This window comes from Serratia sp. H1w, from assembly GCF_000633355.1.
Classification (GTDB): Bacteria; Pseudomonadota; Gammaproteobacteria; order Enterobacterales; family Enterobacteriaceae; genus Chania.
Genome location: NZ_AYMQ01000106.1, coordinates 40,106 through 66,511 on the forward strand (window position 1 = coordinate 40,106; position 26,406 = coordinate 66,511).

The following is a 26,406-nucleotide window of genomic DNA, read 5'->3' on the forward strand; positions in this document are numbered from 1 at the left end:
TCATTTTCATTTGAATCTGGAGACGTCATCATGCCAATGAAAAACAACGTATTTACTTATCGTCGTTTTAGCCTGTCCCGCTTGCGCCCCCTAGCCCTGCTCTGCGTATGGCTCAGCGTTATTGCCTTGATCCAACCGGCTTTGGCGAAGGAAAAGCTGCGCGTGGTGACAACGTTCACCATTATCCAGGATATCGCCCAGAACGTGGCTGGCGACGCCGCCGTAGTCGAATCCATCACCAAACCTGGGGCAGAAATCCACGATTATCAGCCCACACCGCGGGATATCGTCAAGGCACAACACGCCGATCTGATTTTATGGAACGGCATGAACCTGGAACGCTGGTTCCAGCGCTTCTTTGAAAATATCAAACAGGTGCCCGCCGCGGTAGTGACCGAAGGGATCACTCCGCTGCCGATCCACGAAGGCCCGTATAACGGTAATCCCAATCCTCATGCCTGGATGTCGCCAAGCAATGCGCTGATCTACGTTGAGAACATCCGCAAAGCGTTGGTAGAGCACGATCCCGACAATGCGGAAATCTATAACCGTAATGCCAAAGCCTATGCCGAAAAAATCGCGGCGCTGGATGCTCCGCTGCGTGAGCGTCTGTCACGTATTCCGGCGGCTCAGCGCTGGCTGGTAACCAGCGAAGGCGCATTCAGCTATCTGGCCAAAGATTACCAACTGCAAGAAGTCTATCTGTGGCCGATCAATGCCGACGAACAGGGTTCGCCACAGCAGGTACGCCGGGTGATCGATACCGTGCGGGCCAACCACATTCCGGTGGTATTCAGTGAAAGCACCATTTCGGATAAGCCTGCCAAGCAGGTAGCCAAAGAAACCGGCGCGCAATACGGTGGCGTGCTGTATGTCGATTCCCTGTCTACCGCAGACGGTCCGGTGCCGACCTACATCGACCTGCTCAATGTCACCGTGCAGACCATCGCCAAAGGATTTAATCAATGAGCACAGAGACCTTTATCCGCCCCGAACTTAGCGTGGATGACGTATCGGTCACCTATAACAACGGCCATACGGCGATCCAGAACGCCAGCTTTACCCTTAGCGGCGGTTCAATCTGTGCCCTCGTAGGGGTGAACGGCAGCGGTAAATCCACTTTGTTCAAAAGCATCATGGGCCTGGTAAAGCCCACGTCCGGCCAGGTCATGCTGAGCGGACAACCGGTTGTTGCCGCGCTGAAGAAAAATATCATCGCCTACGTGCCGCAGACCGAAGAGGTTGACTGGAACTTCCCGGTGCTGGTGGAAGACGCGGTGATGATGGGCCGCTACGGCAAAATGAATTTCCTGCGTATCCCTAAAAAAGAGGATCGGCTGTGGGTCGATAAGGCACTGGAACGTGTAGGCCTGAGTGAGTTGCGCAGCCGGCAGATTGGCGAGCTTTCCGGTGGGCAGAAGAAGCGGGTCTTCCTGGCCCGTGCCTTGGCCCAACAGGGTACGGTGCTGTTGCTTGATGAGCCGTTTACCGGTGTGGATGTCAAAACCGAGAACGCCATTATCGAGCTGTTACGTGCGTTGCGCGATGAGGGCCACCTGATCCTGGTGTCGACTCATAACCTTGGCAGCGTACCGGAGTTTTGCGATCGGGTGATCCTGATTAACCGTACCGTGCTGGCCGCAGGGCCGCTCGAAACCACCTTCACGCAAAGCAATCTGGAACAGGCATTTGGTGGCGTATTGCGTCATATCAACCTCTCCGGGCCTGACCTGCACGATGACAACGATCCCCGCACCGTAACGGTATTAACCGATGACGAGCGCCCTGCGGTGTTTTATGGCCATACCAAAAGCGATCCTCCGGCACAAAGCCAGCAAAAGGAGAATAACCCCTGATGCTTGAGATCCTGCTGCAACCGTTCAACTATAACTACATGGTCAAAGCGATGTGGGTGAGTGCCATCGTCGGCGCGGCCTGTGCTTTTCTGTCAGCGTATCTGATGCTGAAAGGCTGGTCGTTGATGGGTGATGCGCTTTCCCACTCCGTGGTACCCGGCGTAGCCGGTGCCTACGCCCTTGGCCTGCCCTATGCGGCCGGTGCGTTTTTCACCGGCATGTTGGCCGCGCTGGCGATGACGCTGGTACGCCACGTTACCCGCCTGCGTGAAGATGCGATTATCGGCTTTATTTTCTCTACTTTCTTCGCCGTCGGCCTGTTGATCATTTCGCTCAACCCTACTTCGGTGAACGTGCAGTCGATCATCTTCGGCAACATTCTCGGCATCGCCGACGAAGACGTGTTGCAGGTGGAGATTATCATCGGCGTCTCACTGCTAATCTTATGCCTGGTGTGGAAAGACCTGCTGGCGGTATTTTTCGACGAAAATCATGCGGTCTCGATCGGGCTTTCGCCATTGAAGTTGAAGATCCTGTTCTTCACTCTGCTCAGCGCCTGTACCGTAGCGGCATTGCAAACCGTTGGCGCCATTCTGGTGATCGCTATGGTGATCACACCGGGTGCCACTGCCTATCTGCTGACCGACCGGTTTGGTCGCCTGGTGATTATTGCCATTGCGATTGGTGCCATAACCAGCGGCCTGGGCGCTTACCTGAGCTTCTTCGTTGACGGGGCAACCGGTGGCGTGATCGTCACGCTGCAAACGTTAGTGTTCCTGGCTGCCTTCCTGTTCGCACCGAAGCATGGACTATTAGCCTCAAAACGCCGCGTCACCCGTAGCAATCCCCCGGAGGGCAACTGATGGAATACCTGATGCAATGGCTCTCGGAACCGTTCGCCTATCCCTTTATGCAGCGCGCCATCATCGCGGCCATCGTTACCGGCGTGGTCTGTGCCGTGCTGTCCTGCTATCTGGTGTTGAAAGGCTGGTCACTGATGGGGGATGCCATCTCACACGCGGTGCTGCCCGGCATCGTGCTGGCCTTTGTGTTTGGCATCCCGCTGGCGATTGGTGCCTTTCTTTCCGGCATTTTTTGTGCGGTAGCAACGGGCTATCTGAAAGAGAACAGTCGCGTGAAAGAAGACACGGTGATGGGGATCGTGTTCTCCGGTATGTTTGCCTTTGGGTTGGTGCTGTTTGCCCGCATCGATACCGATCAGCACCTTGGCCATATCCTGTTCGGCAATATGCTGGGGATCACCGACAGCGAGCTGCGGCAAACCTTGTGGATCGCCGGGATCACGCTGGCGATCGTGCTGCTCAAGCGCCAGGACTTTATGCTTTACTGTTTCGATCCCAACCATGCACGCGTAATCGGTCTGCCGGTGAAGCTGCTGCATTACGGCTTGCTGTGCCTGCTGGCGTTAACCATTGTGGCCTCGCTACAGGCGGTGGGAGTGATCCTGGTGATTGCGATGCTGATTGCTCCGGGCATCATTGCGTTTACCCTGTGCCGCAGCTTCAACCGGATGCTGACCGTCGCCACCGTCGCATCGGTGTTTTCCTGCGTGCTGGGGACGTTGATCAGTTTTCATATCGATGGTGCCACCGGGCCGTGCATCGTGATCGTACAGGCGCTGCTGTTTGTTATCGCCCTGCTCTACAGCCACTTCAAGCCGGTGCAACGCCACGAAGCCCGCTTGGCGAAAGGCCAATAGCGCTCGGCTAAGCGGCATTATTGCTGCTGATAAATATCAGGCCGGGCGATTTGCCAGACAAAATCCTGCTTGTTGACCGGCTGATATCCCACCTGTTGATACAGCCCTGGGGCGCTGCTGGTCACCAGCATGATGCGTCGCAGGCGCTGCAATACAGGATGCTCCAACATACAGACCATCAGCCATTTGGCCAGCCCTTGTCGCGCAAACTTGGGCATGACGAACACATCACACAAATAGCCAAACGTGGCGTAGTCCGTCACCAGCCGGGCAAAGCCGATTTGCCGGTGTTGATGATAAAGGCCGAAGCACAGGCTGTTATCAATCGACTGCTGTACCGTTGCCAACGAGATCCCCTGCGCCCAACGGGTGGTCGCCAAAAAAGCGTGGGTAAATGCCAGATCCAACTCACTTTTATCACTGTTGATGCGAAACTCTCCGCGCTGCCACTGCTGGCTCGGCTCCATTCCCTACTCCCGCTGAAACTGATTAATATCAAGGTAACAGCTAAACATCGCCGAGCTTTTACCAAGTTGCAAGCGGGGGCGTACTTAAATTAATCAATAGCGTATATACTTTGACCAGACACGCGGCGATGATTTTTTCGTCAATAGATGGCGCAGCTGTGCGCCATATCGTGTTTTCGCAGCAGGAAAGACGCTAACCTAATGAAATCGCAGGCAACACAAGGGGATTACTATGTGGCAAGCCGTTAGCCGTCTGTTGAGTGAGCATCTTGGCAGCGCAGAAATCCGCGAAAGGACTGAACTACCCGGGGGAGAAATCCACCCAGCGTGGCGCGTGAGTTACGGTGACAGCGAGGTGTTTGTTAAATGCGATACCCGCGAATTGCTGCCGATATTCAGCGCAGAGGCCGATCAACTGGCCCTGCTGGCACGCAGCAAGACCGTACGAGTCCCCGAGGTGTATGGGGTTGGCAGCGATCGCGATTACAGTTTCCTGCTGCTGGAGTATCAGCCGCTCAAACCGCTGGATGCTCACGGGGCGCACTGCCTCGGGCAACAGTTGGCCCGTCTGCACCAATGGAGCGAACAGCCGCAGTTCGGGCTCGACTTCGATAACCATCTTTCCACCACCCCACAACCCAATGCCTGGCAGCGCCGTTGGGCGGAATTTTTTGCCGAGCAACGTATCGGCTGGCAGCTCCAACTGGCGGCGGAAAAGGGCATGACCTTCGGTGATATCGACGAGATTATCGACGTGGTGTATCTGAGGTTGCAAAACCATCAGCCGCAGCCTTCCCTGCTGCATGGCGATCTGTGGCCTGCCAACTGTGCTCAAGCCGCCGATGGGCCTTTACTGTTCGATCCGGCCTGCTATTGGGGCGACAGGGAGTGTGATTTGGCGATGCTGCCACTGTATCCTGATTTGCCAGCCCAGATTTATGACGGCTATCAGAGCGTATGGCCGCTGGAGGCCGGGTTTATCGAACGTCAGCCGCTGTATCAGCTTTATTACCTGCTCAACCGCAGCAACCTGTTTGGCGGTCAACATCTGGTCATGGCACAACGGGCTGTCGACAACCTGTTGCATCCTGATGTGCTTTAAACAATCAGGGCGCTGCAAGCAGCGCCCTGAAATCATTGACCCAATCTCAACGCCTGGTCAGGCCACACCGGCCATTTGCCCAAGCAGCTTGAGGACAAAATAAGCGACCACGGCAATCACTACCGGCAAGATATACAGCGGGAAATATTGCAGCAAAATGGTGTGGTGCGGCAGCGTTACCCGCTCCTCCAATTGCGCACGCGTATGCCCTTCGCTGCCTTTGGCCTGTTCCAGGATCATCTGATCTTCCAGGCCCTCGCGGATAAACTTCACCTGACGCGACATGCGCGCGCCGGAAGTCTGCAATGCCAAGCCGACAAAAATCAGGAAATAGATAATGATAAACATCAGATTAGCGCCGCTAAACAGGCTCTTATCGACGTCCGGTACCGGCGAGTTGTACCAGAAAATATTCAGGAATGATGTATTGAAGCGCACCATGTCGACCATGACGTGGACAAAATCCAGCATCACGGCGTTGATCCCTTTGCTCTTCTCACTGTGTTGATAAACAAAACCCAGCAGCGAAACCAGCGTTGAAAGTAACGCCGGGATGAAAACAACCCATCCGAAAATGCGTTTCAGTATGGCAACGCGCCCAGCCTGTTGATACGTCATGTGTTCCCCTTGTAAGCGACGTAACCGTTGTTGGGCTAAGTCTACCTGTAGTTAATGAAACTCGCCCACCGTTTTCTTCGTCTTGGCGTCTAATCCAGAGAGATCCTGCACTTTGAGCAAACAGCCCGGGGTCGGAGGGGTGCAGGAGCCTGAGCAAAGATGATAGAGTGACGAAAACATTTTCTTTTACTGGTGCTGCAGGAGTTAATTGTTAATGGCTTATTCGCAACGCATAGCAACCGCAATTTTTGACATGGACGGTCTGCTGATCGACTCTGAACCGCTGTGGTTACAAGCGGAAATGGATATCTTCAGTTCATTGGGTCTGGATCTGTCCGATCGTCACAAACTGCCGGATACGCTGGGCTTACGCATCGATCTGGTGGTACGGATGTGGTTCCAGGCCATGCCGTGGCAAGGGCCTTCTCAGGAGGAGGTGGCTGGCCGTATTATCGAGCGCGCCATCGAGTTGGTACGGGAAAAACGCCCGCTGCTACCTGGGGTGCAGCATGCGCTGGAACTGTGCCGTAGCCTGGATTTGAACATCGGTTTGGCTTCCGCCTCCCCACTGCATATGCAGCAACAGGTGCTGAAGATGTTCGATCTGGAGAGCTATTTCGACCAGTTGGTTTCGGCCGAATATCTGCCGCATAGCAAACCGCACCCGGAAGTCTATCTGATCGCGGCCGAACGGCTTGGCAGCGAACCGCAGCAATGCATCACTCTGGAAGACTCTTTCAACGGCATGATTGCCACCAAAGCGGCACGCATGAAGTCGATCGTGATCCCTGCGCACGAATACTGCCAGGATCCCCGCTGGTCCTTGGCCGACCTTAAGTTGCAAAGTCTCGAGCAGTTGACTGCCGCCCACCTGAGCTGATTTTGACGGCATCGGCTACGCTGATGCCTTTCCCCCATCCTCCTCATAAAATAAATAAAACATCGTTTCATTTTAATTGAATTACGCTGCCATTCCCTTTATGCTGGCCGGATAAAGAAAACACCGGGCGATTAGGTGACACTGTCACTACCACGCGGCTGCCACCGAAAACCCGGTGCTTTCTTCCCTCACGGCAAGAGAACCAAGTTATGATCCTGAATTCCTTCGACTTAACGGGTAAAGTGGCGTTGATCACCGGTTGTAATACCGGCCTGGGGCAAGGCATTGCCGTTGGACTGGTGCAAGCCGGTTGCGACATTATCGGTGTTAACCGCAGTCAACCGCTTGAGACTATGAGCAAAGTCACCCAGACCGGGCGCAGATTCCTGAACCTGAATGCCGATCTCGGCAGCATTGACGTCATCCCTTCACTGCTAGCCAGCGCCGTAGAGGCGTTTGGCAGGATCGATATCCTGGTGAATAACGCAGGGATTATCCGCCGTGAAGATGCCCTGAATTTCAGTGAACAAGACTGGGATGAGGTGATGGACGTCAATATCAAGACCCTGTTCTTTATGGCACAGGCGGTGGCCAAACAGTTCATCAGCCAGGGCAGCGGCGGGAAAATTATCAATATTGCTTCGATGCTCTCTTTCCAGGGCGGCATCCGCGTGCCGTCTTACACCGCGTCGAAAAGCGCGGTACTGGGCATCACACGGCTGCTGGCCAATGAATGGGCGCCATACCAGATTAACGTCAACGCCATTGCGCCGGGTTATATGGCCACCAACAATACCCAACAACTGCGTAGCGATGAGGACCGTAACCAGCAGATCCTGGAGCGTATTCCCGCCGGACGCTGGGGTACACCGGAAGATTTAATGGGGCCGGTCGTCTTCCTCGCCTCGGCAGCGTCTGACTATGTTAATGGCTACACCCTCGCGGTCGACGGCGGCTGGCTGGCTCGCTGATCCTGAAAGATTGAGCAAATTTGAACGGGGCAGCATGCAGCGCCCCGACAACATAATGAGACACGCAGATACCTACCCGCAATGAGGTTTCAACCCTTTGTAAAACGGCGTAAAATTAACAAATAGTTACAGGGTAACCGCTTCCGTTACTGTGCAAATTCCCATACACTGGATAAATTAACAGTTTAGTGGCCGGAATATCGCAACATGACCGCGGAAGGACATCTTATTTTCTCTGTTGCCTGCGCGATCTTTGCCAAGAAAGCGGAGGTCACGCCCGTGCTCGCCACTGGCGACTGGTGGCACATCATCCCTGCCGCGCTGCTGACGTCACTGTTACCCGATATCGATCACCCTAAATCCATCCTCGGTCAGCGACTGCGCTGGATCGCGGTCCCCATCTCACGCGCCTTTGGCCATCGTGGTTTCACCCATAGCCTGCTGGCTATTGTCGGCGGCATGTGGCTATTTCAGCTGGAAGTGCCGCGCGGTTGGCCCATTCCCGCCGACGTGCTGCACGCCATGATTATCGGTTATTTCAGCCACCTGCTGGCCGATATGCTTACTCCCGCTGGCGTGCCTTTGCTCTGGCCCTGCCGCTGGCGATTCTGCCTGCCGATATTGAACTCACAAAAAGGCAACCAGCTGGAGCGGGTGCTGTGCTTATGTCTGGTCGCTTTCGCCATCTACTGGCAAGGGGATTACACCTTTCCCGTGCAGTCCTATTTTGAGCAAATAAAAAATATCCGACTGTGATCACAAAAAATCGCTGATTTATCCGCCTTTTCGCTCATTAAGTCGACGATTTCAAGTCAAAAGTTATATTAAATTCTTTTTGGATATAAGTGCGCCGCACCGCAAACTGATACGATATTTACATCGCATTACATTGGTGCGTCGCACCTTTACTTATTATAAGAAAACAAGATTGGAGAAATGGGGATGAATCTACCGCTCGTATTAAACGTGCTGGTTTTTGCCGCCCTCCTGTTGCTGTTGGCGCAAACCCGCCATAAGCAATGGAGCCTGGCTAAAAAAGTGCTGGTCGGTCTGGCACTCGGTGTGGTGTTCGGTTTGGCACTGCAACTGATTTACGGCTCGGACAACCCAGTGCTGAAAGAGTCCATCAGTTGGTTTAACATCGTCGGTAACGGCTATGTCCAACTGCTGCAAATGATCGTGATGCCGCTGGTCTTCGCCTCTATCCTGAGCGCGGTGGCCAAGCTGCACAACGCCTCTTCACTGGGCAAAATCAGTTTCCTGACCATTGGTACCCTACTGTTTACTACGCTGATTGCTGCGCTGGTGGGCGTATTGGTCACTAACCTGTTTGGGCTGACCGCAGAAGGTCTGGTCCAGGGCACGCAGGAAACCGCGCGTCTGTCCGCAATCGAAACCAACTATGCAGGTAAGGTCGCCGACCTCAGCGTACCGCAACTGATCCTGTCATTTGTGCCGAAAAACCCGTTTGCCGATCTGACCGGGGCCAACCCAACGTCGATTATCAGCGTGGTTATTTTCGCTGCCTTCCTGGGTGTCGCTTCGCTGCAACTGCTCAAAGATGACCAGCCAAAAGGGCAACGCGTACTGGTAGCTATCGATACCCTGCAAGCCTGGGTAATGAAGCTGGTGCGTCTGGTGATGAAGCTGACTCCGTATGGCGTTCTGGCATTGATGACCAAGGTCGTTGCCGGTTCCAACGTGCAGGACATTATTAAACTGGGCAGCTTTGTGGTGGCCTCTTACCTTGGTCTGGCGATCATGTTCGTGGTTCACGGCCTGCTGCTGAGCTTCACCGGCGTTAATCCGCTGAAATTCTTCCGCAAGGCGTGGCCGGTGCTGACCTTTGCCTTTACCAGCCGCTCCAGCGCTGCCAGTATCCCGTTGAACGTCGAAGCACAGACCCGCCGCCTGGGCGTGCCTGAGTCCATCGCCAGCTTCTCGGCTTCGTTTGGTGCCACCATTGGTCAGAACGGTTGTGCGGGTCTCTACCCAGCAATGCTGGCGGTGATGGTTGCGCCAACCGTGGGTATCAACCCGCTGGATCCACTGTGGATCGCAACGCTGGTCGGCATCGTTACCGTCAGCTCAGCCGGTGTTGCCGGTGTGGGCGGCGGCGCGACCTTCGCTGCGCTGATTGTGCTGCCAGCGATGGGCCTGCCAGTAACCCTGGTTGCCCTGCTGATTTCGGTAGAACCGTTGATCGATATGGGTCGTACTGCGCTGAACGTCAGCGGCTCGATGACCGCAGGTACCGTCACCAGCCAACTGATGAAGCAGACCGACAAGACCATCATGGACAGCGAAGACGAAGCGGAACTGGCACACCAGTAACGCAGAACCATTCGCAAACTGAACCGGTGCCTTGGCGCAGGTTTTTTTATTCTTGCAACTGGGTGCGTGGGACTTTATCGATGCGGAAACAGGAAAGATAAGGGCGAAAGCGTGTTCGCCCCTGCAAATTCGGCAAGCTTAAAACGGGTAATCGTGATAACCCATCTGCTCAGAAATCAGACGAGCGGCGGTGTGCAATTGCGCGACATAGCCATCTTTGCCTTCTTCAGAGAAGCGGATGGTCGGGAAGGAGATGCTCAGGCCCGCGATCACCACGCCAAAACGGTCAAACACCGGCACCGCGATACAACGCAAACCTTCTTCCTGTTCTTCGATATCTTCGCCGAATCCCTGCTCACGCACCTTATCCAATACCGGCAGTAACGCTGCGGCGCTGACAATGGTGTGCGGAGTGCTGCGGGTAAACTCAACGCCAGACAGAATTTCTTCCACTTCACCACGATCGCGCCAGGCTAACAGCACCTTACCAATCGCGGTGCTGTGCAACGGGTTACGGCGACCAATGCGTGAGTACATACGCAGGTTATACATGGAGTCAATTTTGTGGATATAGACGATGCTGTCTTCATCCAGTGCCCCCAGGTGGATGGTCTCGCGCGTCTGGTTGGACAGTTCGCGCATCTGGATGTCCGCGCTGCGGATCAAATCGACGTTTTGCAACGATTTGGCACCCAGTTCAAACAGCTTGAGCGTCAGCGAATATTTCTCCGACTCTCCTTCCTGCGAGACATAACCCAGCGACTTCATGGTTTGCAGGAAACGGTAAACGGTACTTTTGGACATCATTACCCGCTGAGAAAGCTCGGTAATGCCGATCTCGCGTTCATCACCCAGCGCCTGCAAGATGCCAAACACTTTCAGCACTGATGAAACCGAATCCGGTTGTTTATCTAGGTCTGCGTTAGCCATGGAGGGTACCTTAACTTGACTATTTTTGTTTTAGGAAATTTGAACAAGAGTTTCAGTATAATCGGAACATTTCGCCCCACGCAATGAAAGTTGCGCAATTATGGCCGTTTTTTAGATAATTAGCGGCAGACTGTGCATCCTTTTTACATTTAGCATAGAAACGACGGGTGCAATCAGCGGCAAATATGATTAGCATATTAATATTCCCCCTGTTTAGTAAACGTCCTCATGACAACGCTTTCCAATTCCGATGGCTTACCGATCCCGCAGCGCTACGGGGCGATCCTGGCGATTGCGCTGGGTATCACCGTTTCGGTGCTTGACGGAGCGATCGCCAACGTCGCCTTGCCAACCATTGCCCGCGATCTGAACGCCAGCCCAGCCAGCTCGATCTGGGTGGTCAACGCTTATCAGTTGGCGATCACCATCTCGTTGCTTTCTCTGGCGTCCCTGGGCGATCTGATCGGTTACCGGCGGATTTATCAGGTGGGTCTGCTGGTGTTCAGCATTACTTCGCTGTTCTGCGCGCTCTCAGATTCGCTGTTAACCCTGACGATTGCCCGCGTGCTGCAAGGCTTCGGTGCCGCGGCAATTATGAGCGTCAATACCGCCCTAATCCGCATCATCTATCCGCAACGCTTTCTTGGCCGCGGTATCGGGATCAACTCGCTGATAGTAGCCTTCTCTTCCGCCGCCGGGCCTACGGTCGCCGCTGCCATTCTATCGGTAGCCTCATGGCAGTGGCTGTTTGCCATCAACCTGCCCATCGGCATCGTTGCACTGATCCTGGGGATGAAATACCTGCCCGCCAACAGCCAGAAAAGCAGTAACCAGCGCTTTGATCCTACCAGTGCGGTGATGAATGCTCTGACGTTTGGCCTGCTGATCACCGCCATCAGCGGTTTTGCTCAGGGACAGAGCCTGCTGCTGATTGCCGCAGAAATAGCCGCTCTGCTGGTGATAGGTTACTTCTTCGTGCGCCGTCAGCTGCGGCAGACATCCCCCTTGCTGCCGGTGGATCTGCTGCGTATCCCTATTTTTGCGCTGTCGATGGGCACCTCGATCTGCTCTTTTGCCGCACAGATGCTCGCCATGGTGTCGTTACCCTTCTTCCTACAGGCCTCATTGGGCCGTGACGAGGTAGCAACTGGTTTGCTGCTAACGCCCTGGCCGCTAGCGATTATCGTGATGGCACCGATTGCAGGGCGACTGGTGGAGCATGTTCATGCGGGGTTACTGGGCGGGATTGGGTTGGCGACCTTTGCACTCGGCTTATTCCTGCTGGCGCTTTTGCCGCATAACCCGACGGATCTGGATATTATCTGGCGCATGGTGCTGTGTGGCGCGGGCTTTGGCTTATTCCAGTCGCCCAACAACCACACCATTATTTCTGCCGCCCCACGCCACCGCAGTGGCGGAGCCAGCGGTATGTTGGGTACCGCTCGGCTGTTGGGACAAACCTCTGGCGCAGCCTTGGTGGCCTTGATGTTCAACCTGTTCCCCACCAGCGGAACACACGCCTCATTGGTGCTGGCCGGTACCTTTGCCAGCGTCGCTGCCGTGGTGAGCTGTTTACGCATCACCCAGCCCCGTGCCAGCCTCACTGAACCCGGCAAGCCGTAATGACTCCTCTCCCTACCCCTCTCCCAGAGGGCGAGGGGACTGAACGTGCTACATATGGATATCCGCAACTGACCTTAACACGGGCGCAACATGCGGCGCCCCTACGCAGTCACAACTCAGCTTCTGCAACTGGCCGTAACATGGGTGCAGGGCGATGGTTGGCCTTAAATGACAAACCCCGGCAAGCCGGGGTTTGTCATGTGATGCAGGATTATTTCAGATACTGGCCGGTACGCAGCGCTTCGATGCGCTTGTCCAACGGCGGGTGCGACATAAACAGCTCGCTGAACGACTTGGATTTGCCGTTGATGCAGAACGCCATCAGCGTGCCCGCTTCCTGCGGCTCATAGCTGGTTTTCAAACGTTGCAGCGCGGCGATCATCTTCTCGCGCCCTACCAGCTTGGCAGAGCCCGCATCGGCGTGGAATTCACGGTGGCGTGAGAACCACATGGTGATGATGCTGGCCAGGATGCCAAACACCAATTCCAGCACCATAGACACACCGAAGTAAATCATCGGGTTGCCGTTACCTTCACCTTCCCCATCGCGGTTACCGAGGAAACCGGCGGCCACCTGGGCAATCAGGCGTGACACAAAGATCACGAAGGTGTTTACCACCCCCTGGATCAAGGTCATGGTCACCATGTCGCCGTTAGCAACGTGGCTGATTTCATGGGCGATCACCGCTTCCGCCTCATCGCGGCTCATGCTTTGCAGCAGGCCGGTGCTGACAGCTACCAGCGACGCATCGCGGCGTGCACCGGTCGCAAAGGCGTTAATATCTGGCGCGTGGTAGATAGCCACCTGCGGCATGGCGATACCCGCCTGCTGCGATTGGCGACGTACCGTGTCCAGCAACCAGCGCTCGGTTTCGTTACGTGGTTGTTCAATCACTTCCCCACCGACGGAGCGCAGCGCCATCCATTTGGACATCAGCAGTGAGACAAAGGCACCACCAAAACCAAACAGGCCAGCCATGATCATCAGGCCCTGAACGCTACTGGATTGGATCCCTGTCAGGCTAAGTACCAGCCCGAAAACCAACATCACCGCCAGGTTGGTGAGCAGGAACAAAGCTATACGCATCATAGTATGTTTACTTCCTCGTAAGTATTAACAAAAAGCGATCTCAGATACCCCGATCTTATGGGCATTGGTCACAATTTCAAGATTTAGCCGCCATTAACTCACTAAAAATACGTAACTTTACAATATCACAACGAAACAAGGGTTTTACAAAGTGTAAACGATCCCTGCCTCAAAAGTGGAGAGCCTGGCAGAAATTTTACTGCGGACAGGGCAAAAAAAAGCGCACCCGAAGGTGCGCCCGATAATGTTAAATCCGCGAAGAACTTACTTGGCGGCGGCCGTTTGTTGCGAAGGCTGCTGCTTTTCACTTGCGGCCAGATCCAACGCGATCTTGACCGTTTCATCCAGATACGGATCCGGTTCTTTGTAGTCCTTTGGCACTTCGTCCAGGGACTTCAGCGGTTTCTTGCCTTCACGCTCCAGACGGTCATTGATACGGCCCAGGCGCGTCGCATCATCGTCATGGTTCTCTTTCTCACGGGTAGCGAGATTGAGGGAAACGATGTTGCGTTTGTCTTTCAGCGCCTTGTAATGGGCAATATCCTGCGCGATGTACTGGAATTCCGGATCCTTGGCGATACGCTGCGCATGATCTTTCAGCAATTGCGGTTCAAACGGCTTCAAATCACCAGTTTTGGTGTAGGCAGCCGCATTGACGCTATCCCAAGGCATGGCGTTATCTTCGAAGCTTTCACCGGTTTCTGCCGGATCGATACCGGTTGGCATCAGAATATCTGGCGTCACACCTTTACGTTGGGTGCTGCCACCGTCTACGCGGTAGAACTTCTGGATGGTGTACTGGACAGAGCCCAGCGCAGGCCATTCAGGGCGCAGCATCTGATCGTAAATCCGGTTCAGTGAGCGGTATTGCTGCACGGTGCCTTTACCGAAGGTAGGTTCACCGACGATCAGCGCACGGCCATAGTCCTGCATTGCCGCCGCAAAGATTTCGGAAGCAGAGGCGCTGAAGCGGTCAACCAGCACCACCAGCGGGCCTTTGTAGTAGACGACGCCATCGGTATCCGCATCTTCGCGGATCTTGCCGTTGTTATCGCGCACCTGCACAACCGGGCCACTCGGGATAAACAGACCGGAAAGCGATACCGCCTCCGTCAATGCCCCACCGCCGTTGGCACGCAGATCGATAATCAGGCTGTTGACGTTCTGCTTGGCCATCTTTTGCAGCTGGACTTTCACATCATCGGTCAGACCGACGTAGAAGCCAGGGATGTCCATCACCGCCACTTTCTGGTTGCCGACGGTCTTGATGGTCATTTTAACTGCGCGATCTTCCAGGCGAATACGCTCACGAGTCAGCGTGACCACGCGGGTTTTGGTGCCTTTACCCGCTGGCAGGATCTCCAGGCGCACTTTGCTGCCCTTTGGCCCTTTGATCAGGGAAACGACGTCGTCAAGACGCCAACCGATCACGTCCACCATCGGTTTGCCTGCCTGACCAACGCCAACAATACGGTCGCCTACGGCAATCGCTTTGCTCTTGGTTGCCGGGCCACCTGGTACCATGGAATTGATCACGGTGTAATCGTCATCCATCTGCAACACGGCTCCAATCCCTTCCAGCGAGAGACTCATCTCGGTGTTGAACTGTTCGGTATTGCGTGGCGACAGATAGTTGGTGTGCGGATCGATCTCGTGAGCAAATGCAGTCATGATCAGTGAGAACACGTCTTCGCTGTTGCTTTGCGTCAGGCGTTTGATGGCAAACTGATAGCGCTTGGTCAGCGTGTCACGGATCTCTTTATCCGTCTTGCCGGTCAGTTTCAGGTTCAACTGATCGTATTTGACCTTGGCATCCCACAGGCGGTCCAGCTCGGCCTTGTCTTTCGGCCATGGCGCCTTGCTGCGGTCTACGTCAATGGTGTCGTTGCCGGTGAAGTTCATCGGCTTGTCGAGCAGCGACAGCGCATATTGATAGCGCTCAAAGCGACGTTTCTGCGCGAGATTGAACAACGCATAAGGCGTAACCAGTTTGCCGGATTTAAGCTCTTCACCCAGCGTGCTGCGTTTGTCGGCAAATTGTGCGACGTCGGAGGCCAGCAGCACATTGTGGCTGTAGTCCAACATATTCAGGTAGCGATCGAAGATCTTGCCTGAAAAGTCCGCATCCAGAGCAAACTGGCGATAATGAGAGCGAGTGAAGCGCGAAGTTACGCGCTCACTCACGGTTGCATGTTGGGCTTCTTGCTCTAGCTTGGGCAGTTGATCGATGCGAATGTTGGCTGTATCCGCTCCGTAACTGACACCCGCCCACAGCAAAGCCGCAACTGCGGTCAATCTGACAAATTTGTTCATGCCTTGGTTGGCCTCCGTATCAGAACTGCAAGTGTTCTGCGCGCACAATCATCGCCAGACCGGAGGAGAGCTGCACACGTACGCCATCTTTAGCGATTTCGAGTACGGTTGCGTCCATCGCGCTCTGACCTGCTCTGACTTTGATTTCCTGGCCAATTTGCAGTTTTGAGATGTCTGTGACTGGCACATGGCGCTGCTGGCTTTCCTCTTTGGCTACACGAGGTTCACGAGCTTGCTGTGGGCGTGTTTGTGGGCGCGGCTTGCGGTTCTCTGGTGCGGCTCCGCCTTCACGACGTGCGGCTGGCTTTTTACCGGCAGGACGCGGACGACGAGGCTCGGCAGTGGCAGACTCACCAGCAGCTTCACGTTTTTTGGCATTTTGTTCGGCACGCTGTGCCTGAACGCGTGCTTTGGCTTCTTCAAGCTGTTGGCGAGCATGATCGACATGCTGCTGTTCCAGCTCACCGCACGGGTTACCGTCCAGGTCTACACGCTGGGCACCCACTTTGACGCCGTACAGGTAACGCCAGCTTGAGGTGTACAGACGCAAAGCGGAACGCAGCTGCGTTTTGCTGAGGTTCTCTTCCCCTTGTACACGTTCTACCAGATCCTGAAAAATACCGATTTTCAGCGGGCGTGCTTCGCCTTCGGCGCTAAAGCAGAGCGGGAAACGCTCGGCAAGAAAAGCAATGACTTCTTTAACTGAGTTCAACTTGTGTTGATTTTCCATGAAATTTCCTGATTACAACGGGTTGCCAACAAGCCGCAGGCATGAACAGGCGTCATTATAATGACGCCATCGCTAAATGCCACGTTATCCGTAGATCAACTTGCAGCTACAGTGACATATTTCGCAAAATTGCCCTGTGCCAGTCGTGCGCAAAGCCCCGCCACCACTGCTTTCAGACCGATTTCGTCCTGTTCGTCGAAGCGTTGATAAACTGTGCTGTCGATATCCAGAACGCCGATGACCTGACCACAGACCTCCAATGGCAGCACAATTTCGGCGTTACTGGCGGCATCGCAGGCGATATGTCCAGGAAAAGCATGAACATCGCCAACACGTTGTACCCGGTTTTCCGCCGCTGCCGTGCCACACACGCCCTTACCCAACGGGATCCGCACGCAGGCAATCTTGCCCTGGAACGGACCGAGCGCCAGTTGATGGCCCTCCATCAGGTAAAAACCCACCCAGTTTACGTCATCGAGGCGTTCATTGAGCAGCGCACTGGCGTTAGACAATGCGGCGATAAAATTCTCTTCCCCATCAAGCAATGCGCTCAAATCGCGTTTTAATTCCGCGTAGAATGATTCTTTAGTCATGATTAACCGTTCAAAATGCTTCAATAGCCCAGACTTAACCCGTATAAAATAAGCATTAAATGCGTATAGCCACAAGGTTAATCATCTGTTACTTCACAAAACACGGTACAACAGGGTATGTTTGCCGTCTAAAATCATTTGTAACCTGCGATGCCAGCCCTTTTTACCGGCTGATGACATTGCCGGTTTGTTTTCCAACTACGCTAAGTAGACCTCAGGTTGCCAAACAGCACTCACGATGAAGATACTCGCCATTACCGGCCCGCTCTCCAAGGCTCGCCACCAACGCTGTTGTGAATGCGACTTGCTGTTCACGTTGCCGCCTTTGACCCGCTATCAGGCCGCCTACTGCCCACGCTGCAACGCCAAGGTGGTGCATGGCCGCGACTGGTCAATGACCCGCCTGACCGCGATAGCCGTCACCATGCTGTTGCTGATGCCGTTTGCCTTTACCGAACCGCTGATCAGCATTCGTCTGCTCGGCACACGGATTAACGCTAGTCTGCTGGAAGGCATCTGGCAAATGAGTAGCCAAGGCGATCCCTTTACCGCCAGCATGGTCGCCTTCTGCGCCATCGGTGCGCCGCTGACGCTGGCGCTGTCATTGCTCTATCTGTGGTTCGGCCATGCGCTTGGCATGAATCTGCGGCCGGTGCTATTGATGTTGGAACGCCTGAAAGAGTGGGTCATGCTCGATATTTACCTGATCGGCATGGTGGTTGCGGCGATCAAGGTCAAGGAATATGCCGATATTCACGCCGGCAGCGCCCTGATTGCCTATCTGGCACTGACCCTGCTCAGCCTGCTGGCGCTGATCCACATGAATCTGGAACAGTTGTGGGAACGCTACTATCCGCAGGAACAACCGGAGGGCAAACCGGAAGCGTTGCACGTCTGCCTGGCCTGCCATTTTACCGGCTTTCAGGATGAACGAGGTCGCTGCCCACGCTGCCATGTGCCGATGTGCCATCGCCAGCCTTATAGCCTGCAAAAAACCTGGGCCGCGCTGATTGCCGCCATGGTGCTGCTGATCCCCGCCAACCTGTTGCCAATCTCGGTGGTTTACGCCAACGGCGCGCGCATGGAAGATACCATTTTCTCCGGCGTCGTTGCGTTGGCGACTTCGGGCAACATGCCGATCGCCGCCATCGTGTTTATCGCCAGCGTGCTGGTGCCCTTTACCAAGGTGATCGTACTGCTGGTACTGTTGTGCAGCATTCATTTCAAAACGTCGCACAGCCTGAAAACCCGTATTCGACTGCTGCGCCTGATCACCTGGGTTGGCCGCTGGTCAATGCTCGATCTGTTCGTGATCTCATTGATGATGTCGCTGATTAATCGCGACCAACTGTTTTCGTTTACCATGGGGCCAGCAGCTTTTTACTTTGGGTCTGCGGTCATTTTAACTATCCTTGCCGTACAGTGGCTGGACAGCCGATTGATTTGGGATGCACATGCAACAGGAAACGCCGAATACGCCGACTGAGGCGCGGGTCAAAAACAAGCGCCGTATCTCGCCATTCTGGTTACTGCCGTTTATCGCCCTGCTGATTGCCGGGTGGCTGGTCTATACCAATTATCAGGAGAGCGGCAACAGCGTCACCATCGACTTCCAGTCGGCGGCAGGTATTGTCGCTGGCCGAACGCCGGTGCGCTACCAGGGCGTGGACGTGGGGACCGTGCAAAGCATTTCGCTGAGCAAGGATCTGCGGAGCATCGTGGTTGAAGCCAGCATCAAAAGCGATTTGGAAGATTCGCTGCGTGAAGGCACGCAATTCTGGCTGGTAACGCCCAAAGCCTCCTTGGCCGGGGTTTCTGGCCTGGATGCGCTGGTTGGGGGTAACTATATCGGCATGATGCCGGGCCGTGGCAAGCCACAAACCCACTTCACCGCGCTGGATACGCAGCCGAAATACCGCCTCAATACCGGCGAGCTGATGATCCACCTGCAAGCAGACGACCTCGGTTCCCTGAATACCGGTTCACTGGTCTATTACCGTAAGATCCCCGTCGGTAAAGTCTATGACTACACCATTTCACCGGGCAACAAAGGGGTGATTATCGACGTGCTGATCGACCGCCGCTTTGCCAATCTGGTGAAAGATAACACCCGCTTCTGGAACGTTTCCGGTTTTAAAGGTGATTTCAGCCTGTCCGGTGCCAGCGTGCAAATGGAAAGCCTGGCGGCGCTGGTGAATGGCGCGATAGCCTTTGACTCCCCGCTCGACGGCAAGCAGGCCAAGGCTGACCAAAACTATGCCTTGTATCCCGATCTGGCCCGCAGCCAGCGTGGAGTGAATATCTCGTTGGATCTCCCTGATGGCAACAGTCTGAGCGAAGGCCACACACCGCTGATGTATCAAGGATTGCAGGTCGGTACGCTGACTCGCCTGGCTCTGCAACCGGACAGCAAAGTGACCGGCGAACTCACCATCGATCCTTCGGTGGTCGATCTGATGCGCAGCGGCACGCGTATTGAGATGCGCAGTCCGAAAATCAGCCTTAACGATGCCAAACTAAGTCAGTTGTTAACTGGCAATACTCTGGAACTGGTGCCGGGTGAAGGCGAACCACAGCAGCATTTCACCGTGCTGGACAGCAGTAAAACACTGCTGCAACAGCCTGGCGTGATGACGGTCACCCTCAATGCCCCACAAAGTTACGGCATTGATGTCGGGCAGCCGTTAATCGTGCACGGTATCAAGATTGGCCAGATCCTGACGCGTACTCTGACCGACGGCGGCGTGACCTTTACGGCGGCGATCGAAGCGCAACATCGCAGCCTGCTGCACAAAGACAGCAAATTCGTGGTCAACAGCCGGATGGATGTCAAGTTCGGGCTGGATGGCGTGCAGGTGCTGGGTGCCAGTGCTCAGGAGTGGCTGGACGGAGGCGTACGCCTGATCCCTGGTGGTAAAGGCGAACCGGAAGCACAGTATCCGCTCTACAGCAACGCGGAGAAAGCCGCCGAAGGCATCGTCGGTAACAGCCCACTGCCAACCTTGACGCTCACCGCCACCAGCCTGCCAGACGTGCAAGCCGGTTCCGTGGTGCTGTACCGCAAGTTCCAGGTGGGTGAGATTGTCAACGTACGGCCCAAGGCCAACGAGTTTGACGTTGAGGTCTATATCAGCCCGGAATACCGCAAGCTGTTAACCAGCGAGAGCATTTTCTGGGCCGAAGGCGGTGCCAAGGTACAATTGAACGGCAGCGGCCTGACGGTACAGGCTTCACCGCTTAACCGCGCGCTGAAAGGTGCCATTAGCTTTGATAACCTGCAAGGCGTGACGTTGGATAAAGGGGCCAAGCGTGTGCTGTACGCCTCCGAAACCGCCGCTCGCGCCGTAGGTAGCCAGATTACGCTGCGTACCTATGATGCCAGCAAGCTGTCGCCTGGCATGCCGCTGCGTTATCTGGGCATCGATATCGGCCAGCTCGAATCACTGAAGCTGGCACCGGAGCGTAACGAGGTGTTGGCGAAAGCGGTACTGTATCCAGAGTATGTGAAAACCTTTGCCCGTCTCGGCAGCCGTTTCGCTATCGTTTCACCGGAGATCTCCGCCGCAGGGGTTAATAATCTGGACTCCTTGTTGCAGCCTTATATCAACGTGGAACCAGGTCACGGCGGCTCGATGCGGAGCTTTGAACTCCAAGAGGCCAGCATTACCGACTCCCGCTACCTCGATGGCCTGAGCATCATCCTCGATGCCACCGAAACCGGCTCTCTGCAAATTGGTACGCCAGTCCTGTTCCGTGGCATTGAAGTAGGTACCGTGACCGGTTTCTATCTGGGGGCAATGTCCGATCGCGTGCACGTCTCGCTGCGTGTCAGTAAGAAGTTCCAGCATCTGGTGCGTAACAACAGCGTGTTCTGGCTGGCCTCTGGCTATAACCTGCAATTTGGCCTGACAGGTGGCGTGATCAAGAGCGGTACCTTCCAGCAGTTTATTCGCGGCGGTATTGCCTTTGCCACCCCACCGAGCATTCCGCTGGCCCCTAAAGCCACGCCGAACAAGCACTTCATGCTGAACGCGGAAGAGCCAAAAGACTGGCGCGAATGGGGCACCGCCATCCCGAGAGATTAAGCAATAATCATCGGCAGGGGGCAATTTAACGCCCCTGCCGATCCCCCGCATCACCCTCAATCTCATTGATCGAGTCTTGCCGATTTTCTCAGGGTGGCAGTTTATGATAGACTAGCCCCTTCGATTTTTTTCCGCCCTGAGAGTCCCCCTGTGGCTAAACCTGCCCCTGCTTTTTTGCCCCTTGCATTTCTCGACGCTACGCGCGCCATCATGCCTGACCATCTATCCATGGATGATTTCATCGCTATTTGCCAACGCCCTTTGCGGCGCAGCCTGCGGGTCAATACGCTGAAAATCAGCGTGGTGGACTTTCTGGTATTGGTCAAAGACTACGACTGGCGGCTGGAGCCTATCCCCTGGTGCCCCGAAGGCTTCTGGATCGAGCGCGAGGACGACGCATTGCGGCTGGGCAGCGCGGCGGAGCATTTAAGCGGCCTGTTCTACATTCAGGAAGCCAGCTCCATGCTGCCAGTGAGTGCCCTGTTTGCCGGGCGTGAAACTCCGCACCGCGTGCTGGATGTGGCCGCCGCGCCGGGATCCAAAACGACCCAGATCGCCGCGTTGATGGGCAATCAGGGCGGCATTGTCGCCAATGAATATTCGGCCAGCAGGGTCAAGGTGCTACACGCCAACATCAGCCGCTGCGGCGTCAAAAATACGGCGCTGACCCATTTCGACGGGCGGGTATTTGGTGCTGCCTTACCGGAAAGCTTTGATGCCATCTTGCTGGATGCGCCCTGCTCGGGCGAAGGCGTGGTGCGTAAAGATCCGGATGCGATGAGCAACTGGTCACTGGAAAGCGTCACCAGCATCGCGCAAACCCAGCGGGAACTGATCGACAGCGCCTTTCACGCCCTGGCACCTGGCGGTGTGATGGTTTACTCAACCTGTACGTTGAATGCTCAGGAAAATCAGCAGGTAGTCAACCAACTGTTGGCAACCTATGGTGATGCCGTCAGCGTTGAGCCGCTGGGCGATCTGTTCCCACAGGCGGAGCTTGCCTTGACTGCCGAAGGGTTTCTGCACGTCTTCCCGCAGATTTATGACAGCGAAGGTTTCTTCGTCGCCCGGTTACGTAAAAATCACAGCGTTCCGGCCCTGGCCAAACCGAACTATAAGCTGGGTAAATTCCCATTTGCCCCCCTTTCGGCTCAAGAGTCCGCATTGGTGGCACAGGCTGCCGCAGTCTCGGGCTTAGCCTGGGATGAAACCAGCAAGTTATGGGCGCGGGATAAAGAAATCTGGTTATTTCCGGCTGAGCTGGAACCGTTGATCCACAAAGTGCGTTTTTCACGCATTGGCCTAAAGTTGGCGGAACGCTTCCCAAAAGGCTTTCGCTGGCAGCATGAGGCGGTGATCGCCTTGGCTGGCAGCAATAACCCACACGCTTTTGAGCTCGATGCCGCCCTGGCAAAAGAATGGTTTCACGGCCGCGATATCTACCCATCGCAGCCCCCGCAGAACAATGAGTGTATCGTCAGCTATCAGCAGCAGCCGCTAGGTTTAGCCAAACTGATCGGCAGCCGGATCAAGAACAGCCTGCCCCGCGAACTGGTGCGCGACGGGGTGCTGGACTTCCATCAATAACGCGATCCAGTGATAGCCATCTTCCCCTCACCCCAACCCTCTCCCCAAAAAGGAGAGGGAGCTAGTTCTGAGCTGCTGTCAGGTTCAGAGTGTGGGGGGAATTTAATAAGCCACCGTGACCGTGACAGTGTCACTATACCCCCCCTGCCGGCTGATTGTTTTGCGACAGGTTAACCGAAGCGGTATAGGGGAAAGATTGCGAGGTACCAGCGCCCATCGCATTGCTATTGGTGGCGGCGGTCCAAACAGTGCCATCCCCTTTGAACAACTGATACTGAATATAGCTGGTAGTCCCGTTTACCGTAGACGCCATTTGGCGATATTGCCCCGAACTGGCCACGCTGCTGGTCAGGTTAACCGAATAACTGGCGTTGAGGGTGCAGCGCACGCTGATGGTATTAGATACTACCGTAGTCAGGCCCGACGGTAACGCCGCAGTACCGAACCCGACGTTCGGCGCACTGTCGATATAGCAAAAGTTAGTGACAACCAGCGACAGGCTGATAGCGGAACCGCTCGTAATACTCCCTGTGTCAGGAACACAAATGCCACCAATCGCTACCGTGCAGATGTTCCAGCTCCAATTGATCGGAATGGTGTCCGTATAGGTGCCAGCAGCCAGATTAGAGCTCATTTGTGGCCGGATAAAAATCGGCAGCGTACCGCCCGGCGAGGTGAATAAACCCAATAAGTCCAGTGCGGTGGTGCTGCTCCAGATAATACTGCTGCCCTGAACATAGACGGCGCCACAACCGCTATCCTTGCACAGATTGTAAGGCAGGTATTGACCCGTTGCCGCACTGTATAATCGCGGCTGGTTGACATCGGGATGTAACGTCGCCCCGATGACGGCAGTAATGGTATTGGTGCCACCAAGATTAAGCAGCGAGCCGGTACATTTCAGCCCGCTACTCACAGAAGTCGTCAACGGGGTGCTGCTGACATCATAAGAGTTTTGCGTGCCCAGGTTACCCGCGCTTACCGTGGCGGTACAGCCCGCCCACCCTGATGGCATACAGCCGACCAACAGCAACAATGCCAATCCCGCTCGCATCCATCGTAAATACATGATCATGATTTTTTCTCTTCGGCACTGTCTTGGCAGACCAACGGCCCGACCTGTTCAATGCTGTGATAATTGGGATCCAGATCGAAACCCACACGGCATATTGAGCGATCTTCCTGCTGGATACTTAACTGGCCGTGGGGTTGTAAATGGGAGAAATACACCAGCCCGTCATAGCCGACAACGGTCGTTTGCTGGGTGGTTTGTTCAGTGACCAACGTGCCCAGTTTCACTGGCTCCCCGGCGGTATCATGTAACGTGATATTGGCTGAAAGGACTTTTTGTACCGGGAATTTCACCACCATCCCGCTGCCCTGTTTGACGGCAATGCGATTGTTGACCTGGTTGGCCACCACGTCCGCCGGTAATGGCAGTGTGTCGATCTCCACCTTGGCTGGATAGTACGAACTGATCGACGGGATCAGCAGGTGCCCGTTGCTGTCAGTGGTGCCCATTTTCTGGTTTTCGTACAGCACCGAGACACCGGCATAATTATCGGTATCAACCACGATAAACGCGTCATTGATCTTGTCCGACAGGAACCAGGAATTGGCCATAAATACCACCGAGCCACTCAGATCTGCCCAATTGGTATATTCACCTTGCGGGCCAAAAATACCGCCTTGCAGGGTGGCATAGCGGGTTTTCCAGGTGGCATCGGCCTGCTGGTAGTCACCGTTGCCGCCGCTGTAGGCCAGATTCCACCCCATACCGCCGTCGGTAGGGGCCGCTTTGCTGGCCCCCATCTGTTGCTGATAATTCCCGGTATTGTTGCGTGCCAGCCCGGCATTAAGGCTGACATCACTGCTCAGCGGAATAATAAATTGCAGTTGCGCACTGTAGCCGTTATCCCCCAGCGTTTTGTTGAGCGAGACAAACATGCTGCTCTGGCCCCACAAGGCACGACTGTAGGAGAAGTTCACCAGGCGGGTATGCGAGTTGTCATAAGCCTGCACATCGTAGTAGCCCAGCCCCAGGGTGCCATTGTGCGAGCCAAACGGCGAAGCGCTAAACGTGGCCTGATCGGATTTACGGCTCAGCCGGGTGTCGCTGGTGTAAGACGTGAGATCCTGATAGCCCACGGTGCGCGACGCCCGCTGAGCAGAAAAGCTAAACAGCGTGGAACTGTAGGTGTAGCCCAGTGTGTACTGGCTACCATCTTTTTTATCCGTCACGTTGGTACCTGGAGGATTGTCGACCTCACCGTTGGGGTCGGGCATTCCCGGCGTGTTCGGCGCATCGATCTGGTCGTTCACCACAACGCTGGTTGCCACTGGCGGATGATTAGCTTTACTCTGGCTGCCAGACAAGCTTAGCGTTCCCCATGTTCCTACCGCGATATCCGCCCCTAACCCACCAAGTGCCAAGCCCTGTGTGGCCTCGCTATGTCCGGAAAGTGTCAGGTAGTTGCTCAAGCCGTAGCGGTAAATCCCGCTAAACGCGGCGTCGGAATAGTCACCGTTGGAGACGCCATAGTTCTGGCGCACCGCACCTAACGAGACATCAAAGTCGCTGAGGTTTTTACGCAACAGGGTGTTGGAAACATAAAACGGCACCGTGGTAGAGACCTGACGCCCAACCGCATCGGTGGTCACGATCGTCGCCTCACCGGCCCCATTGATATAAGGCACGTTAGTGAGCGTAAATGGCCCGGAGTTGAGATTATTACTACTGGCTTTGAAACCGTTGAGAAATAAATCGACGGTGCTGGGTACCGCCGCAGTACCGCTGTATTGCAGCAAAGGATAGGTCACCAGGTCCGGGCGCAGGGAAAAATTGCGACTGATGCGTAATCCTGCCATACGGGCCGAATTACTCCAGGTGAGCGAGTTGCTGATAAAATCCCCAATCTGATAGCTGATCAGATCTTTTTCGTCACTGTAGCGCCAGAACGTATCGTAACGCAGAAACCTGTCTTGTACGGCACTGCCCCCCTCAGCCGATACCGTATCGATATTGTAACGGTAGGTGCCGGTATTACTGATAATGCCCATATTGCTGAACAGGCGCTGCTCCATCCAGGTTGCCACCGACCGGGCTCCACCATGAGGATCGGTATAGTAGGAGTCATAGTTCAGCAACAGGCCGGTGCTACTTTGTGCCGGGGTGTAGTTCATCAGTTCGCCGCCGCCCACGTCCTGTTTTGGCAGCCAGGTATCCGGCACCTGCAAAATCAGCTGCTGAGCGGCGGAGTCATATTTCACCTTCACCTCAGGCAACGCCTCGACCTTGATCAACCCTTGCTGACCATTGGTATGTACGTGATTTTTAGCCAGCACTCCCGCCTCGACGTAATACGCATTTTCCCGATAGGTCACCGGCACCACCTGCCCATCGCTCTGGCCGTTGACTACCAGGGTCAGATAGAACATCGCATTGGTGATCACCGGCGCCGCTCGTGGGGCATCGGGCAAAGATGAGTATTCCTGCGCCTGCGCGCC

General features: G+C 55.1%; 22 protein-coding genes. 13 read left to right on the forward strand and 9 right to left on the reverse strand.

The annotated features are described in order from the left end of the window. Positions 1-30 precede the first annotated feature (30 nt). The 4 genes from U869_RS0123235 to U869_RS0123250 are packed head-to-tail and all read left to right on the forward strand — an operon-like array spanning position 31 to position 3,576. A complete protein-coding gene (locus tag U869_RS0123235; RefSeq protein WP_025121217.1) occupies positions 31-969 on the forward strand; it encodes a metal ABC transporter substrate-binding protein in 939 nt (312 codons plus the stop codon). Beyond that, positions 966-1,856, forward strand: coding sequence for a manganese/iron ABC transporter ATP-binding protein (locus U869_RS0123240; protein WP_025121216.1), 891 nt, complete (start codon positions 966-968; stop codon positions 1,854-1,856). The genes U869_RS0123235 and U869_RS0123240 overlap by 4 nt, the downstream gene beginning before the upstream one ends. Beyond that, positions 1,856-2,719: a metal ABC transporter permease gene (locus tag U869_RS0123245; protein WP_025121215.1), complete on the forward strand. Its 864-nt coding sequence runs from the start codon at positions 1,856-1,858 to the stop codon at positions 2,717-2,719. Before U869_RS0123240 ends, U869_RS0123245 begins: the two co-directional genes overlap by 1 nt. Then, positions 2,719-3,576: a metal ABC transporter permease gene (locus U869_RS0123250; protein ID WP_025121214.1), complete on the forward strand. Its 858-nt coding sequence runs from the start codon at positions 2,719-2,721 to the stop codon at positions 3,574-3,576. Before U869_RS0123245 ends, U869_RS0123250 begins: the two co-directional genes overlap by 1 nt. Positions 3,577-3,593: 17 nt before the next feature. Here the strand turns inward: U869_RS0123250 and U869_RS0123255 are convergent, their stop codons facing one another. Further along, a complete protein-coding gene (locus tag U869_RS0123255) occupies positions 3,594-4,043 on the reverse strand; it encodes a GNAT family N-acetyltransferase (RefSeq protein WP_025121213.1) in 450 nt (149 codons plus the stop codon). A 232-nt stretch (positions 4,044-4,275) separates the two neighbouring features. On the opposite strand from U869_RS0123255, the gene U869_RS0123260 reads away from it, so the two are divergent. After that, positions 4,276-5,145, forward strand: coding sequence for a fructosamine kinase family protein (locus U869_RS0123260; RefSeq protein WP_025121212.1), 870 nt, complete (start codon positions 4,276-4,278; stop codon positions 5,143-5,145). Between the two features lie 57 nt (positions 5,146-5,202). Here the strand turns inward: U869_RS0123260 and U869_RS0123265 are convergent, their stop codons facing one another. After that, complete coding sequence (locus tag U869_RS0123265; protein WP_025121211.1) at positions 5,203-5,763, reverse strand: YniB family protein; 561 nt, start codon at positions 5,761-5,763, stop codon at positions 5,203-5,205. Positions 5,764-5,977: 214 nt separating this feature from the next. Here U869_RS0123265 and hxpB point away from each other — a divergent pair, with 214 nt between their 5' ends. The 4 genes from hxpB to U869_RS0123285 all read left to right on the forward strand — a co-directional run bounded on the left by hxpB (position 5,978) and on the right by U869_RS0123285 (position 9,948). Next, a complete protein-coding gene (gene hxpB, locus U869_RS0123270; protein ID WP_025121210.1) occupies positions 5,978-6,643 on the forward strand; it encodes a hexitol phosphatase HxpB in 666 nt (221 codons plus the stop codon). 209 nt (positions 6,644-6,852) lie between these two features. Further along, positions 6,853-7,614, forward strand: a complete 762-nt coding sequence (kduD, locus tag U869_RS0123275) for a 2-dehydro-3-deoxy-D-gluconate 5-dehydrogenase KduD (protein WP_025121209.1) — start codon at positions 6,853-6,855, stop codon at positions 7,612-7,614. A gap of 207 nt (positions 7,615-7,821) precedes the next feature. After that, positions 7,822-8,370 carry a metal-dependent hydrolase gene (locus U869_RS0123280; protein ID WP_025121208.1) on the forward strand — a complete coding sequence of 183 codons (549 nt, stop codon included), beginning with the start codon at positions 7,822-7,824 and terminating at the stop codon, positions 8,368-8,370. A gap of 186 nt (positions 8,371-8,556) precedes the next feature. Next, on the forward strand, positions 8,557-9,948 hold the full coding sequence (locus U869_RS0123285; protein WP_025121207.1) for an L-cystine transporter: 1,392 nt from the start codon (positions 8,557-8,559) through the stop codon (positions 9,946-9,948). Between the two features lie 138 nt (positions 9,949-10,086). On the opposite strand, the gene kdgR is transcribed toward U869_RS0123285, so the two are convergent. Continuing rightward, positions 10,087-10,878: a DNA-binding transcriptional regulator KdgR gene (gene kdgR / locus U869_RS0123290; protein WP_025121206.1), complete on the reverse strand. Its 792-nt coding sequence runs from the start codon at positions 10,876-10,878 to the stop codon at positions 10,087-10,089. 228 nt (positions 10,879-11,106) lie between these two features. Between kdgR and U869_RS0123295 the strand changes: the two genes are divergently transcribed. Further along, on the forward strand, positions 11,107-12,501 hold the full coding sequence (locus U869_RS0123295; RefSeq protein WP_025121205.1) for an MFS transporter: 1,395 nt from the start codon (positions 11,107-11,109) through the stop codon (positions 12,499-12,501). A 211-nt stretch (positions 12,502-12,712) separates the two neighbouring features. On the opposite strand, the gene htpX is transcribed toward U869_RS0123295, so the two are convergent. From htpX to U869_RS0123315, 4 genes are all read right to left on the reverse strand, one after another. Then, a complete protein-coding gene (gene htpX / locus U869_RS0123300) occupies positions 12,713-13,591 on the reverse strand; it encodes a protease HtpX (RefSeq protein ID WP_025121204.1) in 879 nt (292 codons plus the stop codon). Positions 13,592-13,855: 264 nt separating this feature from the next. Continuing rightward, positions 13,856-15,904 carry a carboxy terminal-processing peptidase gene (prc, locus tag U869_RS0123305; protein WP_025121203.1) on the reverse strand — a complete coding sequence of 683 codons (2,049 nt, stop codon included), beginning with the start codon at positions 15,902-15,904 and terminating at the stop codon, positions 13,856-13,858. Between the two features lie 19 nt (positions 15,905-15,923). Further along, positions 15,924-16,634 (reverse strand): RNA chaperone ProQ, encoded by a 711-nt coding sequence (gene proQ / locus U869_RS0123310; protein ID WP_025121202.1) that lies wholly within the window; start codon positions 16,632-16,634, stop codon positions 15,924-15,926. A 95-nt stretch (positions 16,635-16,729) separates the two neighbouring features. Next, positions 16,730-17,227 (reverse strand): GAF domain-containing protein, encoded by a 498-nt coding sequence (locus U869_RS0123315; RefSeq protein ID WP_025121201.1) that lies wholly within the window; start codon positions 17,225-17,227, stop codon positions 16,730-16,732. Between the two features lie 238 nt (positions 17,228-17,465). Between U869_RS0123315 and yebS the strand changes: the two genes are divergently transcribed. The 3 genes from yebS to rsmF all read left to right on the forward strand — a co-directional run bounded on the left by yebS (position 17,466) and on the right by rsmF (position 22,899). Further along, positions 17,466-18,713, forward strand: a complete 1,248-nt coding sequence (yebS, locus tag U869_RS0123320; protein WP_025121200.1) for a membrane integrity lipid transport subunit YebS — start codon at positions 17,466-17,468, stop codon at positions 18,711-18,713. Then, positions 18,682-21,312, forward strand: coding sequence for a PqiB family protein (locus U869_RS0123325; RefSeq protein ID WP_025121199.1), 2,631 nt, complete (start codon positions 18,682-18,684; stop codon positions 21,310-21,312). Before yebS ends, U869_RS0123325 begins: the two co-directional genes overlap by 32 nt. A 150-nt stretch (positions 21,313-21,462) precedes the next feature. After that, positions 21,463-22,899, forward strand: a complete 1,437-nt coding sequence (gene rsmF, locus U869_RS0123330) for a 16S rRNA (cytosine(1407)-C(5))-methyltransferase RsmF (protein WP_025121198.1) — start codon at positions 21,463-21,465, stop codon at positions 22,897-22,899. Between the two features lie 133 nt (positions 22,900-23,032). Here the strand turns inward: rsmF and U869_RS29645 are convergent, their stop codons facing one another. Continuing rightward, positions 23,033-23,974, reverse strand: a complete 942-nt coding sequence (locus U869_RS29645; RefSeq protein ID WP_232785390.1) for a spore coat protein U domain-containing protein — start codon at positions 23,972-23,974, stop codon at positions 23,033-23,035. Next, positions 23,971-26,379: a fimbria/pilus outer membrane usher protein gene (locus U869_RS0123340; protein WP_025121197.1), complete on the reverse strand. Its 2,409-nt coding sequence runs from the start codon at positions 26,377-26,379 to the stop codon at positions 23,971-23,973. The genes U869_RS29645 and U869_RS0123340 overlap by 4 nt, the downstream gene beginning before the upstream one ends. Positions 26,380-26,406 lie beyond the last annotated feature (27 nt).

Coding starts and splice junctions, on each gene's coding strand:
- prc (WP_025121203.1), bottom strand. CDS start 15,904: ATGAACAAATTTGTCAGATTGACCGCAGTTGCGGCTTTGCTGTGGGCG.
- U869_RS0123255 (WP_025121213.1), bottom strand. CDS start 4,043: ATGGAGCCGAGCCAGCAGTGGCAGCGCGGAGAGTTTCGCATCAACAGT.
- U869_RS0123260 (WP_025121212.1), top strand. CDS start 4,276: ATGTGGCAAGCCGTTAGCCGTCTGTTGAGTGAGCATCTTGGCAGCGCA.
- U869_RS0123325 (WP_025121199.1), top strand. CDS start 18,682: ATGCAACAGGAAACGCCGAATACGCCGACTGAGGCGCGGGTCAAAAAC.
- U869_RS0123295 (WP_025121205.1), top strand. CDS start 11,107: ATGACAACGCTTTCCAATTCCGATGGCTTACCGATCCCGCAGCGCTAC.
- U869_RS0123245 (WP_025121215.1), top strand. CDS start 1,856: ATGCTTGAGATCCTGCTGCAACCGTTCAACTATAACTACATGGTCAAA.
- U869_RS0123235 (WP_025121217.1), top strand. CDS start 31: ATGCCAATGAAAAACAACGTATTTACTTATCGTCGTTTTAGCCTGTCC.
- U869_RS0123280 (WP_025121208.1), top strand. CDS start 7,822: ATGACCGCGGAAGGACATCTTATTTTCTCTGTTGCCTGCGCGATCTTT.
- yebS (WP_025121200.1), top strand. CDS start 17,466: ATGAAGATACTCGCCATTACCGGCCCGCTCTCCAAGGCTCGCCACCAA.
- htpX (WP_025121204.1), bottom strand. CDS start 13,591: ATGATGCGTATAGCTTTGTTCCTGCTCACCAACCTGGCGGTGATGTTG.
- U869_RS29645 (WP_232785390.1), bottom strand. CDS start 23,974: ATGATCATGTATTTACGATGGATGCGAGCGGGATTGGCATTGTTGCTG.
- kdgR (WP_025121206.1), bottom strand. CDS start 10,878: ATGGCTAACGCAGACCTAGATAAACAACCGGATTCGGTTTCATCAGTG.
- proQ (WP_025121202.1), bottom strand. CDS start 16,634: ATGGAAAATCAACACAAGTTGAACTCAGTTAAAGAAGTCATTGCTTTT.
- U869_RS0123240 (WP_025121216.1), top strand. CDS start 966: ATGAGCACAGAGACCTTTATCCGCCCCGAACTTAGCGTGGATGACGTA.
- U869_RS0123265 (WP_025121211.1), bottom strand. CDS start 5,763: ATGACGTATCAACAGGCTGGGCGCGTTGCCATACTGAAACGCATTTTC.
- U869_RS0123285 (WP_025121207.1), top strand. CDS start 8,557: ATGAATCTACCGCTCGTATTAAACGTGCTGGTTTTTGCCGCCCTCCTG.
- U869_RS0123250 (WP_025121214.1), top strand. CDS start 2,719: ATGGAATACCTGATGCAATGGCTCTCGGAACCGTTCGCCTATCCCTTT.
- U869_RS0123315 (WP_025121201.1), bottom strand. CDS start 17,227: ATGACTAAAGAATCATTCTACGCGGAATTAAAACGCGATTTGAGCGCA.
- hxpB (WP_025121210.1), top strand. CDS start 5,978: ATGGCTTATTCGCAACGCATAGCAACCGCAATTTTTGACATGGACGGT.
- kduD (WP_025121209.1), top strand. CDS start 6,853: ATGATCCTGAATTCCTTCGACTTAACGGGTAAAGTGGCGTTGATCACC.